We start from the raw sequence: 15564 nt of genomic DNA, 5'->3' as shown, positions 1-15564 counted from the left end.
TGTTTTATGTCTGACTGTGTGTTTCAGCGTTATCGCCAACATGTTCTGGCCATTGTGCAGGAACTGCTGCCCAATGTGCCGGAAGAAACGCTGGCTCGCGTGGAACTGACCCCAACGCGAGACCCCGCGCACGGAGATATGGCAACCAATGCTGCTCTCCTGCTGGCTAAGGTGGCACGCCGCAAACCATCAGATATTGCGGCCGATCTGGTCGCCGCCCTGCAAAAGGTGGATGGTGTTGCCTCTGTAGCCGCAGCCGGGCCGGGTTTTGTAAACATTACACTTAAGCCCGATGTCATGCGTCGTGTTCTGCCCGCAGTGTTGCGTGCGGGTGAAGCCTATGGGGCATCTCAGGCAGGCAAAGGCTTACGGGTGAATGTGGAGTATGTTTCCGCCAACCCAACAGGGCCTATGCATGTAGGCCACTGCCGTGGGGCTGTGGTGGGGGATGCCCTTGCCAACCTTATGGCCAAGGCAGGCTTTGCCGTTACCAAGGAATTTTACATTAATGATGCCGGTGCACAGGTAAAAGCGCTGGCATGGGCGGCTTACTGGCGCTACCTGCAAGCTCTTGGCACCAAAATGACGCAGGATGATTTTTCTGCGTTAGCTCCCGGAGGCCTGCAATATCAAGGTGAATATCTTATTCCAGTAGGTATGGAGCTGGCGGCAGAATACGGGAACAAGCTGACAGAAACCGATGCAGATGGTGCGCCCCTGCCAGCGCCGGAAGCCACATGGCTGGAAACAGTGCGTGGTTTTGCCGTGGCGCATATGCTCACGGCTATCAAGGAGGATCTGGCAGCCCTTGGTGTGCACCACGATGTGTTTACATCAGAAGCCGAAGTGCTGCGCCGTGGCGTAACAGATGCAGCCATCAGCAAGCTGGAACAGCAGGGCCTGCTATATGAAGGTGTGCTGGAGCCCCCCAAAGGCAAGTTGCCGGAAGATTGGGAAGAGCGTGAGCAGCTTTTGTTCCGTTCCACTCAGTTTGGGGATGATGTAGATCGTCCACTGCGCAAATCTGACGGCACCAATACCTATTTTGCGAACGATATTGGCTACCATGCAGATAAGGTAGCCCGTGGTGCGCAGATGATGATTGACGTATGGGGGGCCGATCACGGTGGTTACGTCAAACGCATGAAGGCCGCCATTAAGGCGATTACGGGTGATACGGTGCCGCTTGAAGTGGTGCTGTGCCAGATTGTGCATATTCTGCGTGATGGACAGCCTGTTAAAATGTCTAAACGGGCAGGCACGTTTGTTACTCTGCGTGATCTGATTGATGAAGTCGGGCGTGATGCGGTGCGCTTTACCATGCTTACCCGCAAGAGCGATGCCCAGATGGAGTTCGATCTTGATCTGGTGGTGGCGCAGCAGCGTGATAACCCGGTGTTTTATGTGCAGTATGCCCACGCTCGTTGTCGCTCCGTGTTGCGCGCCGCAGCAGAAGCCGCTGCATATGGTGATACGGATGATGCAGCCCTTGCCTCAGCATCACTCGAATCTCTGACATCGGATGCTGAAATGGCGCTTATCCGCCGTTTGGCAGAATGGCCGCGGATGGTGGAAGCCGCCGCGCTTGCGCGCGAACCCCATCGTGTGGCCTTCTACCTTGCAGATGTGGCGGGTGATTTTCATGCCTTATGGAATCGTGGCCGGGATGATGCTTCTTTGCGCTTCCTTCAGCCAGATGCTGTAGAGGCAACCCGTGCGCGTCTTGCCCTTGTTGCAGCTACGGCGGTGGTTATCCGCTCTGGTCTTGCAATCATGGGTGTGGAACCCGTGGAGGAAATGCGCTGATGAGTGATGAAGACCGGCCCAAATTTTCAGCGGATGACAGGATCAGTCGTGCGCGTGAGCGTATGAGTATGGATTATGAAGACCCGGCACCAACACGGCCAACGGTTGTAGGTGGCCGCCCAACCGAAAACGTGCTGACCCGCTTTTTAAGCAGTGATACGGGTACGCGGCGGCTGGTTTACGGAGCGGCTGGTCTGGGTGGTTTACTGGTGTTGGGGATTGGTGGCTGGGCGCTAATAGGGCACCATCAGCATGGTATCGCCATTATGGGGCCGCCACCGGTTTCCATGCGCACAAAGCCGGTTGATCCGGGTGGGATGCAGCTTGATTCTGTTGCCATGCCCGATGAGGAGGGTGATCCAAAAGCACACCCTGTTCCGGCCCCAGAAAAACCTAATCCAGAAGCCTTGGCTGCCCAGTATGGCGCACAGGGTGAAAGTGATTCTGCGAAGCCGGAAGGGGTGCCCGTTCCGGCTACAGGAGCAGAAGGGGTAGGTGCTGGGCATGCAGCAGATCAGCAGGCGGCTGCGGCACCTCCGGCAGACGCGCCAAGCGCCTCTGCGCAGGAAGAAACCGAAGCTTCTACCAGCGGGGAGGAGGGGGATACAGCGGCTGCGCAATCGGTTGCCAATAACCCGAAACCCAAGCCAGACGCGGCTGTTCCGGCCAAGGATAAGGATACTGCTGCAGCAAGTAAAGCAGCACCGGCTGATACAAAAACATCAACTGTGCCACATGGCGGTGTAGAGGGTGGAAAGTATCAGGTGCAGTTGGCTGCGGTGCAGAATGAAGATGAAGCACGTAAGGAATGGTCACGTCTGAAATCGCGTTACCCCACCTTGTTTGGAGAGAGCACTCCCTCCTTTGTGCGGACGGAGCAGAATAACGCTACGTTCTATCGTTTGCGCGTAAAAGGCTTTGCTTCTGTGGCAACTGCGCGTGAATTCTGTTCTGCGGTGCGCGAACGCGGCATGGCCTGCATGGTAGTGCGGCAGTAAGCTGCAACTGGTCTGGCAGAATGGAAGCAGGACACACGCAGGCAGATGTTGAAAGTGCGCTAAGCCCGGCAGAGGCTTCTGGCGTGTTGCCTGTTCATGTTGATACCCAGGTAGAGCAGGTGCCACGTGTGCCGCTGTTGCGGTTAGAGGGGTTTGAAGGTCCTATGGATCTTCTGCTTGATCTGGCCCGGGCGCAAAAGGTTGATCTGGCCCGTATTTCCATTCTGCAACTGGTAGAACAATATCTTGCCGTTGTAGAAAATGCCCGCCGGGTTCGGCTGGAATTGGCCGCAGACTGGTTGGTTATGGCGGCATGGTTGGCGTGGCTTAAATCCCGCCTGCTGCTGCCTCCGGATGATGAACTTGCTGTAGAGGGTGAAGAAGCCGCAGAACTGTTGCAGGAGCGGCTGATAGAACTTGCCTGCATGGGTGAGCTGGCCCGTTGGTTGGATGACAGGCCCAGATTGGGGCGGGATGTATTTGCCCGTGGCGTGGCAGAAGATCTGGTGGAAATAGACCGTTCTGGTCTGGTGCTAGATATGCCGCAGCTTATGCGGGCCTATATGGCGGCTATGCGGCGTAATGCACGCAAGCGTATTTATGCCCCACGCACTTTACGGTTCTGGACTGTGCAGGATGCCTTAAGCAGACTGACACGTCTGCTAGGTGAAACACCACCAGGCTGGAGCAGTCTGGATGCTTTTTTGCCAGATGTTTTACCTGAACAGGCAGAAGGAGCAGATGCGGTGCGCCAACGGCGTGCTGCTGTGGCGGGTACACTTATTGCGGGGCTGGAATTGGCAAAAAGTGGAAGGCTGGAATTGCGGCAGGAAGAGGTTTTTGGACAGATCATGCTACGCCCGCATGAAGAAATACATGAAACCGAGCATGATAGTGCTGAAAACATACTTCCAGCCGAAGAAGCGCAAACTTCATGATCACTGACATGGCGGATAAACCTGCTTCTGAAAGTGAAGGAGCCATTAAAGTGGTTCAGTCTGAAAACACTATGGTTTCAGAAGAGGCTTTGCGTCTGGCTGAAGCGCTTATTTTTGCTTCTACCGAACCCGTAAGTGCGCGCCGGTTAGCGGAATTGCTGGAATTGCGTCAGCTTGTGCCAGATGGGGTGGATAATCTGGCAACGTTTGTAACGGCTGTTTTGCAAGCCCTTGTGCAGCGTTATGAAGGCTGCGGTGTGATGCCTGTTGAAATAGCCGGAGGATGGCAGTTTCGGACAGCGCCAGATTTGGCACCAGCCCTTACGCGTGTATTGGAGCGGCCTCGCCGTTTTTCACGTGCAGTTATGGAAACACTGGCCATTATTGCTTACCACCAGCCCTGTACACGCGTACAGATAGAAGAAATACGCGGTGTCAGCCTTGGGCAGAATGTGCTGGATACGTTGATAGAATCTGCACTTATTATGCCTAAAGGGCGCAAGGAAGTGCCGGGGCGGCCGGTGCTGTGGGGCACCACGCAGGATTTTTTACGTCACTTTAGCTTACGCTCCTTGGCGGATCTGCCGCGTAGGGAGGAACTGTTGGTGGAAGTGCCCGAAAATGCGGGAGCAATGGGGCGCCCTCAAACCGAAATTACGTTTGCAAAGGGCGAGGAAGAGGCCGCAGACCAAACAGAGCATACCCTCAATACGTCAGATGCTGATGCCGTGCTGGATAGTGAGCTACAGGCTGAGGCTGATCCAGTTGAAGGTGCTGAAAATACAGATGCGCAGGCAGAGAAAACGCCAGAGGTTGCGGAAGAAAGCGTAAAACCGCGTGTTCCCGCGCCAGAAGGCTCGTGATAGATACTCTGCATCTGGTTGTGCGGGCGTTTTTGTTTTTCCCGTGCGGTGCGTGCAGCAACGGAACTGCCCATGTTTGATTTTGCCTGGTCTGAAATTGCGCTAATTGGCGCCGTGGCTCTGGTCGTGATCGGCCCGAAGGATTTGCCCGTGGCCATTCGTGGGCTGGCTGGAGCTGTAAAAAAGGCACGTAAACTGGCTGGGGAGTTTCAATCTCACGTTGATGAGATGGTGCGTGAAGCTGATCTGACAGAAGTGCGCGATCAAGTCCGAGACCTCAAAAACCTCAACGTACGTAATCGGATCATGAAGGCCATTGATTCGGATGGTACGTTAAGCAGTTCTTTCGCACCTCCGCCACAAATTGCTGAACAGCATATTCCTGCGGGCCCTCGTGCATTGGATATGCCAACTTCCAGCACACAAAGCACAACCAATGTTTCTGCTTATGTGCCCAGTACATATGAACCAGCCGTAACAGATGAAGATATTGCCAGTGCCCCGCCAGAATTACCGCCCAATATTGTGCGCCGCATTTTAAAGGAGCAGGAACGCTTGCATCCACCAGCATTTTTGCCACCAGTGCGCGTCATGCACGGTGGGCGCAGTGTGGCGCCGGGTGAAAGATTGGGGAGCGTATCTGGCCCAAGTAAACCGGCATGGCAGCAGGATATGGATATGCAGCCAGAGCAGCCGAAAGGGGCTGAGCCAGAACAGCAGGTGGTGGATTATCAACCATGAACGAGAATGAAACCGTGGGGGAAGATCCTATTCACGATCAGCCAATGCCGTTGATCGAACATTTGCTGGAATTGCGCCGCCGTTTATTATGGGCGGGAGCGGCTTTTATTCTGTGTTTTGCGCTGTGTTACCACTACGCGGGTGATATTTATCTGTTTCTGGCGCGCCCGTTGGGTGAAATTATGCGCCAGCAGGGCGAACAGCCACATCTTATTTATACGGCACTGTATGAGGCATTTTTTACCTATATCCGTGTGGCGTTTTTTGGGGCGGCGTTCCTCTCTTTTCCCGTTGTGGCCATGCAGGCATGGATTTTTATAGCCCCCGGCCTTTACCGATCGGAAAAACGCGCTTTTGCACCTTTTTTAATTGCAACGCCCATTCTGTTTCTGGTTGGGGCCTCTTTGGCCTATTACTTTATTTTTCCCATCGCGTGGCGTTTCTTCCTGTCGTTCCAAACAGCAGGCGCTGGGCATGATGGGGTGCAGATTGAACTGCAAGCCAAGGTTTCCGAATACCTTTCTCTGGTTATGAAACTGATCATGGCTTTTGGTGTGGCGTTTGAATTGCCGGTGGTGCTTACGCTTCTGGCGCGTGTGGGCATTGTTACGGCGGATATGCTGCGCCGTTTCCGCCGCTATGCCATTGTAGGTGCCTTTGTTATTGCTGCTATTCTGATGCCGCCAGATGTCATTACCCAGATCGGTCTGGCCGTGCCTTTGGTCTTACTTTACGAAATTTCCATTATCTGCGCGCGCTTGGTTGAACCTAAGTTTAAGGCGAGCCAAGCGGAAGATACATCCAACACCCAGCAGGAGGTTCCCTAACCCATGCATGATATTCGCGCCCTGCGGGCTGATCCCGCTGCTTTTGATGCTGATCTTGCCCGCCGCGGGATTGAGCCAGTTTCGGCTCGGCTACTGGCATGGGATGAAGAACGCCGTCAAGCACAAACTGTGTTGCAGGAAAAGCAGGGCCGTCGGAAAGCGCTGGCGCGTGAAATTGGCACACTAAAGCGGAGTGGTGGCGATAGCAGTGATCTGGAGGCCGAAGGTTTGGCCTTGCGCGCAGAAATGGAAGCGCTGGAAGAACAGGTTAATACACTGGGTCGTGAAAGCACAGCCCTTCTCGCCAACCTGCCAAACCGTTTGGATGCCACCGTGCCAGAAGGCCCGGATGAAAGCGCAAACGTGGTGCAGCATGAATGGGGCACAAAGCCTGCCTTTACGTTTACACCCAAGCAACATTTTGAGCTGGGCGAAACGTTGAAGCAGATGGACTTTGCAACAGCCGCCAAGCTTTCTGGCTCACGTTTTGTTGTGCTGCGTGGCGGTATTGCCCGTCTGGCACGTGCCTTGGGCCAGTTTATGCTGGATCTGCATGTGACAGAGCATGGATATACGGAAACGCAGGTGCCCGTCATGGTGAATGATGATGCCATGTACGGAACAGACAAACTGCCAAAATTTGCAGATCAATCCTTTCGCACGGAAGATGGCCGCTGGCTTATTCCCACAGCAGAGGTGCCGCTTACGGCTTCTGTTTCTGGGGATATTTTGGAAGGTTCGGCACTGCCGCTGCGTATGACAGCGCTAAGCCAATGCTTTCGGAGCGAGGCAGGGGCCGCCGGGCGCGATGTGCGCGGAATGCTCCGTCAGCATCAGTTTGAAAAAGTGGAAATGGTTTCCGTCACCACGCCAGAAGAAAGTGATGCTGAGCATGAGCGTATGACGCGCTGTGCAGAAAAAGTTCTGGAAAAGCTGAATATCCCATATCGTCGTATGCTGCTATGCGCTGGAGATACCGGGTTTGGTGCAGCAAAAACCTTTGATCTGGAAGCATGGTTGCCGGGGCAAGATGCTTGGCGGGAAATTTCTTCATGCTCCAATACGCGGGATTTTCAAGCCCGGCGCATGAACGCCCGTTATCGCCCACAGGCAGGGGCCGCACCTGCTTTTGTGCATACGCTGAATGGTTCTGGCCTTGCTGTAGGCCGCACCCTTATTGCGGTAATGGAAAACTATCAGAACGAAGATGGCTCTGTGACCGTACCGGATGTTTTGCGCCCATATATGGGGGGCATTGAAAAAATCAGCTAGGGGAAGGCTTAGATACAATGGTTTCCAAACCCACCTTATACTTGGCAATCGCCATTGTATCTGAAGTGATCGGCACATCCTTGCTCACAGCTTCGCACGGGTTTGCGCGCTGGGGATACGCTATTGCCAGCTTGGCAGCTTATGGGTGTGCCTTTTATTTTCTGTCCATTCCGCTCAAAACTATTCCAACAGGCATTGTTTATGCCATTTGGAGCGGGGTTGGCATTGTGCTTGTTTCTGCTATTGGCGCTTTGTTTTTCAAACAGATGCTGGATACACCGGCCCTTATTGGCATTGGCCTGATTATGGCCGGGGTGTTGGTGATCAATGTGTTTTCAGGTTCCATACAACATTAATGTGCGGAACTGATGGTTTTCATAACCAACCCCGGTGTGAGCACCTGTGGCAGTGTTACGGGCGTTCCGTTAGCTGGAATGAACAGATAAAAAGGCACGCCATCGCGCCCATGTTGGCGTAGGAAAGCCGTAATAGCGGCATCATGTGTCGTCCAGTCTCCGCGCAACAGGGTGACATTCTGGGTTTTGAAGGCTTCGCGCACTTCCGGCACATCTAACGCCACGCGCTCGTTTACCAAACAGGTAATGCACCAGGCAGCCGTCATATCTACAAACACATTTTTTTTGCTGGCATGTAGGGTTTGCAGTTTAGTGGCGGAAAAAGCTTCTACGCCTTCAGGCAAAGACATGCCTTGTACGGAAGAAGGAGCCGCAGTTTGTTGCCGTAATATGGGCAGCATGGATAATGCGCCAAGCAATGCCAATAAAGCCAAGCCGTGTAGGGCAAAGCGTTTGCGATCAGATAATGTGTTCTGGTGCGTTTGGGCCAAACCATAAACCCATGCAGCCAGACCTAAAAGCACCATACCAGACCCAAGCAGCACAACTATGGAAGCACCACCTTCCAGCGTGGCAACCCATAGCAACCACACGCAGGATGCCAACAGGGGGAATGCCAGAAACTGGCGCAAATAAACCATCCATGCGCCGGGGCGGGGCAACATTCTGGCGCAGGAAGGGTAAGCTGCAATCAACAGATAAGGCAGCGCCAACCCCAGACCGAGTGCGGCAAATACGGTAAGCCCAGCAATTGGGGGGCCAGAAAGTGCCCCTGCAATAGCCACGCCCATAAAAGGGGCGGTGCAAGGTGAGGCCACAACAACAGCAAGTACGCCTGTTAAAACATCATTCCATAAGCTGTGGCGCGTATGTGGTGCGCTGCTGATAGAAACGGCAGAAAAAGAAAATACGCCCAGAAGATTCAGGGCCATGGCAAAAAGGAGCCAACAGACCATCCCCACAAAAAGAGGGGATTGAAACTGAAAGCCCCAGCCCGTTGCAGCACCTGTAAGACGTGCTGCCATCATGATTGCGCCCAGAAGGGTAAAACTGCCAATAACCCCAACTGCGTAACAGGATGCACTTAGGATCTGTTCCCGCTTTGCGGCATGGCTAAGCCGGGTGATCGCCAAAGCCTTCATGGCCAGAATGGGAAAGACGCATGGCATCAGGTTGAGGATAATGCCGCCTATAAAGGCAAACAGCATTTGCTGTATAAAGCTGGGGGAAGCAGCGAGCGTATTTTCTGGTGTATCAGTTAATGCGCTATGGGTGGCATTTATTTGCAGTGCGCGTTCTGTGCCCGCTTTGTCCTTCAAAACCACAATGCCAGCTAAGAACCGTAGGGCAGAAAAATCCGCAGTCGGTTTAAGGTGCAGTGTGACAGAGCCATTGCGGATAGTGGATTTTTGTTCGGCAGCTTCGGCAATTTTTCCCTGTTGTTCTGGCATGAACCACGCATCGGATACGGATGTGGGGTTCAGATCCTTGCCAGTCAGCTGTAAAATACCGTTGGAGGAAAAGGTTGCCGTGTAAGGTGAGGGCACAGCCATGTGCTGTGAGGTTTGCTCAAATAAAGGTGCTTGAGCGGAGGGCGTTGGAGAGCCTTTATTCAGCGTAAGAGCAAGATCAGCTTCCTCTGGCACGCAGACGTGCTCGCACACCAGCCAGTTTGCATGTGCCTTAATGTTTATTTTGTCTGATTTCTGGTCTGCGGTCTGAAGGGGAAGAACCAAAGGCAAAATAACATCGCCTGTATAGGCGTAAGACATTAACGAAGAATCGGGAATGCGCTGAGGTACCGGCCAATGGATGATTTGCGTGCTGCCTTGCAGTGCGCCATCAGCATTTATGGTGATAGTTGGCGGATCTCCCGCATCTCCCGGATTTTGCCAGTAGGTATGCCAACCGTTTTGAAGCTGAAGCCGCAAGGCAATGTGTAAGGGAGCACTGGCATCAGCGGTATCAGATGCTGTTATCAGGCTTGCGATGCTATGGCCGGTTTTAACCTGTGGGCTTTCCGCTGCGATTGCTGAAGCACTGGAAAAAACACATGCCATCATCAAAATGGCCACAAACCCAGACCGCCAGCCTGTAAAGCCATGCCTGTTTCGCCTTGCCTGCATCCAGGTAAGAGAATGAGATAGGCCAGAAGCAGTAAGACGTAGGAAGGACATAACAGGCAAACTCATGGTGCATTCTGCGATAAGGAGCGCGCAGCATAGGCCAAACTTGCCTGTAATTGTAACCTGCTGTTGGTGAAAGCAAAGGATGCAGAAAAAGCAGTTAGTGTTCTGCCTGTCCTTCGGCATCTGGTTGCAGCACAAACAGGCGTGAACAATAGGAGCATACAGTTTGATGTCCGCCAATTTTCAGCCATACGCGGGGGTGTCCAAGTTCGCTTAAGCCGCCATCACAGGCAATTTTGCGTTTGTCTACCATAATGGTTTCAACATGCCCCAGTTTGGGGTGTGGCACAGGGTTGGCAGGCTGTATCAACATAGGTGTGGTATCCCCTTTTTGCTATGATGCCTAAATGAAAGACATGTGCAGGCTGTGTGCATGATAGCTGGGTGGGCTGTGGTTTTGCACCTTTCTTATCTTCCCATGCGCGTGAGCAGGCATGGTCGCTATTGCTGCGCATTACTGGTTGTGTTTTTGAGTATGACAGGATGCAGCATGAAACTTCCTGATCCCCCCAAGCCTCCCCCACGCTTTGCGGCAGCCGCCCGGTTGGTTCCGCCTGACCGTATGTTTACACTGTCGGATGGTGCAGCTCTTCCTGCGCGCGTATGGCAGGCACAAGGACAACCTCGTGGCATATTGCTTGCGCTGCATGGGTTTAATGATAGCCGTGATGCATGGGAGCAACCTGCACCATTTTTTGCCGGGCAGGGCATAACTGTGGTGGCCCCAGACCAACGCGGGTTTGGAGAAGCCCCAAACCGTGGAGAATGGGCAGGTTCAGACCGCATGGTGCAGGATGTGCGGGAGGAAATTGCCATTCTTCAGCAAGAAAACCCGCAAATACCGCTCTATCTTACGGGCGAAAGCATGGGTGGTGCTATTCTCATGCTTTTGATGTCTGGCACGGATGCACCATCTGTTGCAGGCACGTTGCTGTTGGCACCTGCTGTGTGGAATCTGGGGCTTGGGGCCGATATTCCACTGGATGTTTTGGCAACGCTTTTTCCACACCATTTGGTAACGGGGCAAGAACTGCCCGTGCATGTGGTGGCAAGTGATAATCCGGCAGCTCTTTTGCGCCTGTATTTTGACCCGCTTACTCTGCGAGCTACCCAGCTTGAGGCTTTACGTGGGTTGGTAAGCTTGATGAAACAGGCAGCCACGGCAGCACCGCAAATGAAAGGGCAGTTGCTCTGTGTGTATGGAGATAAAGATCAACTCGTGCCTTCCAAGGCAATGGCTAAGGTATGGGAAACTCTGCCCAAAGGCGCGCGGTTGGACCTAATTTCTGGCGGCCATCATTTGTTGCTGCGCGACAAAAACGGAAAACAGGTGATGCAGGACATGCTGACCTGGATAACGCAGCCAGACAGCTTTTTACCATCAGGCGGAGATGTTGCCGCCAGTGCATGGCAGGCACAAAACCCGGCAAAGACAGAGGGAAAGTGGTTTCCTGCCTCGTGGTTGGATGGTTTGGCGCGTTAAATTCATCCAGACAGAATGACAGACTCAGAATAAGAAAAAAATCTATCTACGGGAAGTTATCAGGATAATGCAGATAGAGGCTTGGCAAATACCCCTGAATTGCGTTAGGGAAGGCGCACGGACCCGTAGCTCAGCTGGATAGAGCGTTGCCCTCCGAAGGCAAAGGTCGCGCGTTCGAATCGCGCCGGGTCCACCATCCTTTGAAATGATTGGCTATTTTTTGCAGTATTCTGCAAAGGTTAGACACTTTTGTGGTTTCGGTTAGACAGTTTGCCTTATTTTTTGCGTCGGTAATGGTCTTTTGCATCTTCTAACAAGCTACGCAGGCTTGCGCGTGGGGAAGCAATAAACCCGATAAAACCCAAAAATACGGTAATACCCGCGCCACTTCCCAAGTTGGCTCCTGTTTGAGAGGAAGATGCCCGTTGGGTTGCCCGATCTGTGTTTGGTGTGTCGTTTTTAGGTTTGGGCATACGGCGCATTCTCTCGGGCAGTAAGTGTCTCAGCACCAAATATGTAAGACCGTGAACAGGGCTGAAAAACCATTATTTCATGGGGGCAGCCAGAACATGCAGATATGTGCATATTTTTTGTATGAGCGCTTGGTCTGGAGCAGACGGAATGACATCTTTCTGTTTCAGTCTATTTAGAAGATCCTGAGTTTGTTGCATGCGCATGGAGCTGCCAGATGCCCAGATGCGAAGGATTTTTTTGAGTTCGGTTTTTAAGGCATCGGGAAACGTTTTGTCTTTCACAGTATCCCGTAGAAAAATCAGATACAGGCCTTTCACCATGTATAAGATTTGTTCCTGAATATACTGCTCCGTCTTTTCCTGAGGGAGAGCTTTAGAGGTATTGATAATTCTCACAAGGCTTTCGGCATTTCTGGAAAGCCAGATATGGGGTTGGGTTTTATCACCCGTGCGTGCCAGATGGTTCAGACTTTTTTCAATCCATCGGCGTGTGCGGCGCATGTGGGAATCAAGCCGGAATGGAAAGATAATCAGAAAAGTCCACCGGGTGAACAACACAGCGCCCAGAAACGCTAGGGTAGTATTGAAAAAAGATTGTTCATCAAATCGTCCCTGATTGGCAGGGCCTAGCAGCACTGGCAGGAACATGTTGAATGAAAAAGCATATCCTGCTGTTTGTGTGTGGCGCGCGGCCAATCCACCAATAATCATTGGAATAAACAGTAGCAGAACCAGAAGTTCTGGTGCCGTTATGGCGGGAATAACAAGTAACGCGTACAAAGCAGCAATTAACCCGCACCATAAAGCACCCTTAAAAAAAGGAGCTGCCGCCAAAAGCGGATTTTCACGCGTAGCCAGCAAGCCATATACGAGAGAAACAAAAGAAAAAAACGTAGGGCCTGCGGGCCATGCTGTCACTTCCCAGACAAGCCAGGCCCCCAGAATACCCAAGCAGGCCCGGATACCGTTATCCATTGCCTCTACGGCATGCCTGCGAGATTGCAACCTGAAGCGGAAATGATCTCCGGATTTTGGGTGCATACAAGTCTGAATGTGCTGGCGAATTATAGCTTCATCAGCCAACATGGTGTGGTTTGTTGGTGTGAGTTGATGCGTTAGGGCAAGGCCATATCCGCGGGCCAGCATGGTAATCATGCCTGCAAAAGCAGCGCGTGCGTGATCCGCGGCATGAGAATGTGGGCCTATTTCCAGCGCATCATATTCTGCGCGCGCATTGGCATTGAGAAGTGCAGATAATGCTGGCTCCAGTGTGATGGCGCGAGGGCGATGGATAAGTGAAGCAATACTTTGGTTTGTGCTGAGCAGGGTTGTGCTCAGGCGCTCTAAAAGGCGTTTTTGTGCTTGTTCCTGCAAGCCCGGCATAAACACCACGGCCAAAGTGGCCTCACACACAATTCCCAAGATAATGTAGGAACTACGGGCCATAGCGATATCAAAGATATTGTCTGGCTGCATAATGGCGCCAGATGCCACAATGGCTGAAGTGAAACTGGTAACCAGCAAGCCATAGGCACGGTAACCGGTGCCAAAAGTTGCCAATCCGCAGCACACGCCAATCCACAGAGCAAGGCTGCAAAAAAATAGGCCGGGTTCTTGGGGAAATGCTGCCATCAATACAAAAGCGGCGCAGCAGCCAATAAGCGTGCCAACAATACGCCACCGTGCTTTTGAAAGACTTTCCCCGCGGGAGGAAAGAGCCACCACCCATACAGTCAGTGGTGCCCATTGGGGGCTGTCTAGCTCCATCCACATGGCAATTAGCAACGAGAGGCAGGCCGCACTCGCGGTACGGAGTGCGAACAGAACATCTGGCACGCTAGGTGCCAGCAGCCACGCTAAAGCTGATTTGTTAAAAGGTTGCCCTATTGCGGCGGTAAGTGTGCGCATAACATTTCCTGCAGGTCGGAAAACGCACGCTGCCGGATACAAAAACAGCCGTCCAAGTGTTTGTTGTAATTATATCATAAGTAATATTTATGATGAAAACACAACAAATTCAGTGAACATTTTAGATAGAGTAAGAGTGGTGAAAATCCAACTTCTGTAAAATTTCCCAGGCGCGCATGGATAGGGTGGGCATAATAGTTTGTTGCAAGCGCACAATGCCGACATCAGGGGTGGGCAGATTTTCTAACAAGCGTGTTTGTAATATGCCGCTCCGTTCAGGAAGAGCCGCCACCGGCAAGATTGTTGCAAGGCGGCTGGCAAGTACTTCTGTATGCAGGAGTTCCATAGCATTTGTTTCTAGCATGATATGGGGTCTTATGCCCGCATCACGAAACGCAGCATCTATAAATTGCCGACTACGCATCTGTGGGTTGAGAAGCCCCAAAGGCAACCGGCTGATTGCTTCCCATGAACAATGGCGCGTGTGAGGTAGTGTTATGCCCTCGCCAGCAGCTAATACGTGCTGTTCTTGATAGAGGGTGTGCGTATCAAAAGGTCCTTCTTGGGGAATCTGATCCAGATACATCAGGCCAAGTTGGATCTGGTGTTCTCTGAGTTGGTGTAAAATTTCAGCGTTGGAATAAACCGTGATGCTTACATGTAAAGCCGGAATAGCGGCTCTCAGGCTCTCTATCAGCAATGGTATTACCTGCATGGTGGGGGGCATAATGCCAATAGCTAAGGAACCACCGGCAACATCCTGAGCAAAGGCAGCTTCTTGGCGCAAATTAGTTAAGTCTGAAACCGTTTGGCGTGCCCATGCCAGAACACGTTGGCCTTCTTCCGTCAGACCATTAAAGCGCCTGTTCCGATTTATAATGGTAATTCCCAGCTCGCTTTCTAACTGACGTATCCCAGCAGAAAGCGCGGGTTGAGAAACACCGCAATGCTCTGCCGCGCGTGAAAAATGGCGATATTTGTCTAGGGCAATCAAATAAGAAAGCTGGCGTAAAAACATGGTTTGAAATGAACCTAATGAATGTTCAAGAAAGTAAAGTGCGTGCTAGTGGGATAACGGTGTCCTTTGTAAATGGCGCCAAAGGCAGATCATCCGCAAAATTAAAAGGGTTTATCCATATAATTTGCTCTATCTCGGCCGCGGGTGAAACCATTTCTGTCTGAATAGGCAATTGGAATAGTTCGGCTTCAATAATGTGGTCGGGTTCATTGGCTGCTGGAGCACGAAAGCAGCCAATATGGTTGTGTGCAGAAACAGAAACTGTCAGCGATATTTCTTCCTGCAGTTCGCGTTCCAGTGTTTGCTCTGGTGTTTCATGCGTTTCACGCTTGCCGCCGGGTTGCATAAAAAAGTGCGTTCCCTGTTTCCGAACCAATAGAATGTTTTTGGCAGGGGAAACGAGCAAGGCAGTCGAAAGATAGATTGTTCGAGGAGAGGAAGGCATAAAAATTTCTCCTGCAAATAGGGAATAAAGCGTGTGTAACCTGAAATCAGGTGCGCCGTTAGGGCTGAAAATTCAGTTTATTTAAAAGCGCTACAGAAAGGTAATCTCACGGTAACCTAGGAAAACTGCCATTTTTGAGGCTGTAGTCGTTCTGCTAGGAATCGGGTTTTTGCAAGGATATTGTTTATTTTCAGGAGCTTACATTTTTTCTGATTTTAGGGATTGACGTTATATTATGGTGGGGTGT

General features: G+C 52.0%; 15 protein-coding genes and 1 tRNA gene. 10 read left to right on the top strand and 6 right to left on the bottom strand.

Translation table 11 applies throughout. The features are described 5' to 3' along the window. The first annotated feature begins 6 nt into the window (after nt 1–6). From argS to FKW31_RS11710, 8 genes are all read left to right on the top strand, one after another. A complete protein-coding gene (gene argS / locus FKW31_RS11745) occupies nt 7–1806 on the top strand; it encodes an arginine--tRNA ligase (protein WP_150178617.1) in 1800 nt (599 codons plus the stop codon). Next, nucleotides 1806–2804, top strand: coding sequence for an SPOR domain-containing protein (locus FKW31_RS11740; RefSeq protein WP_150178616.1), 999 nt, complete (start codon nt 1806–1808; stop codon nt 2802–2804). The genes argS and FKW31_RS11740 overlap by 1 nt, the downstream gene beginning before the upstream one ends. 20 nt (nt 2805–2824) lie before the next feature. Next, the gene (locus FKW31_RS11735; protein ID WP_006115952.1) at nt 2825–3742 is read left to right on the top strand and encodes a ScpA family protein; all 918 of its coding nucleotides are present in this window, start codon (nt 2825–2827) and stop codon (nt 3740–3742) included. Then, on the top strand, nt 3739–4605 hold the full coding sequence (gene scpB, locus FKW31_RS11730) for an SMC-Scp complex subunit ScpB (RefSeq protein WP_150178615.1): 867 nt from the start codon (nt 3739–3741) through the stop codon (nt 4603–4605). The genes FKW31_RS11735 and scpB overlap by 4 nt, the downstream gene beginning before the upstream one ends. 72 nt (nt 4606–4677) lie before the next feature. Further along, entirely contained in the window at nt 4678–5346 is a 669-nt protein-coding gene (gene tatB, locus FKW31_RS11725) for a Sec-independent protein translocase protein TatB (protein WP_162870692.1), read from the top strand. Beyond that, a complete protein-coding gene (gene tatC, locus FKW31_RS11720; protein WP_089179480.1) occupies nt 5343–6173 on the top strand; it encodes a twin-arginine translocase subunit TatC in 831 nt (276 codons plus the stop codon). The genes tatB and tatC overlap by 4 nt, the downstream gene beginning before the upstream one ends. Before the next feature lie 3 nt (nt 6174–6176). Continuing rightward, nucleotides 6177–7445 (top strand): serine--tRNA ligase, encoded by a 1269-nt coding sequence (gene serS, locus FKW31_RS11715; RefSeq protein WP_089179479.1) that lies wholly within the window; start codon nt 6177–6179, stop codon nt 7443–7445. 17 nt (nt 7446–7462) lie between these two features. After that, on the top strand, nt 7463–7801 hold the full coding sequence (locus FKW31_RS11710) for a multidrug efflux SMR transporter (RefSeq protein WP_063354503.1): 339 nt from the start codon (nt 7463–7465) through the stop codon (nt 7799–7801). Here FKW31_RS11710 and FKW31_RS11705 read toward each other — a convergent pair. Together FKW31_RS11705 and FKW31_RS11700 are read right to left on the bottom strand one after the other, a co-directional pair. Further along, complete coding sequence (locus tag FKW31_RS11705) at nt 7798–9993, bottom strand: protein-disulfide reductase DsbD (protein ID WP_150178614.1); 2196 nt, start codon at nt 9991–9993, stop codon at nt 7798–7800. The genes FKW31_RS11710 and FKW31_RS11705 overlap by 4 nt on opposite strands. 94 nt (nt 9994–10087) lie before the next feature. Continuing rightward, a complete protein-coding gene (locus FKW31_RS11700) occupies nt 10088–10303 on the bottom strand; it encodes a zinc-finger domain-containing protein (RefSeq protein WP_150178613.1) in 216 nt (71 codons plus the stop codon). Nucleotides 10304–10363: 60 nt separating this feature from the next. Here FKW31_RS11700 and FKW31_RS11695 point away from each other — a divergent pair, with 60 nt between their 5' ends. Further along, nucleotides 10364–11473 carry an alpha/beta fold hydrolase gene (locus FKW31_RS11695; RefSeq protein ID WP_150178612.1) on the top strand — a complete coding sequence of 370 codons (1110 nt, stop codon included), beginning with the start codon at nt 10364–10366 and terminating at the stop codon, nt 11471–11473. A gap of 119 nt (nt 11474–11592) precedes the next feature. After that, a tRNA-Arg gene (locus FKW31_RS11690) sits at nt 11593–11669 on the top strand. A gap of 79 nt (nt 11670–11748) precedes the next feature. Here FKW31_RS11690 and FKW31_RS11685 read toward each other — a convergent pair. From FKW31_RS11685 to FKW31_RS11670, 4 genes are all read right to left on the bottom strand, one after another. Beyond that, on the bottom strand, nt 11749–11955 hold the full coding sequence (locus FKW31_RS11685) for a hypothetical protein (protein WP_035353375.1): 207 nt from the start codon (nt 11953–11955) through the stop codon (nt 11749–11751). Between the two features lie 63 nt (nt 11956–12018). Then, nucleotides 12019–13854, bottom strand: coding sequence for an FUSC family protein (locus FKW31_RS11680; RefSeq protein WP_150178611.1), 1836 nt, complete (start codon nt 13852–13854; stop codon nt 12019–12021). A 121-nt stretch (nt 13855–13975) separates the two neighbouring features. After that, nucleotides 13976–14872, bottom strand: coding sequence for a LysR substrate-binding domain-containing protein (locus tag FKW31_RS11675; RefSeq protein ID WP_150178610.1), 897 nt, complete (start codon nt 14870–14872; stop codon nt 13976–13978). A gap of 25 nt (nt 14873–14897) precedes the next feature. Beyond that, nucleotides 14898–15317, bottom strand: coding sequence for an NUDIX domain-containing protein (locus FKW31_RS11670; RefSeq protein WP_063354498.1), 420 nt, complete (start codon nt 15315–15317; stop codon nt 14898–14900). Between the last annotated feature and the right edge of the window lie 247 nt (nt 15318–15564).

Origin of the sequence: Acetobacter sp. DmW_136 (assembly GCF_008690365.1) — a bacterium.
GTDB classification, from domain to species: Bacteria; Pseudomonadota; Alphaproteobacteria; order Acetobacterales; family Acetobacteraceae; genus Acetobacter; species Acetobacter oryzifermentans.
Note: the sequence above shows the minus strand (reverse complement) of the source record. Positions and strands in the feature narration are given on the sequence as shown.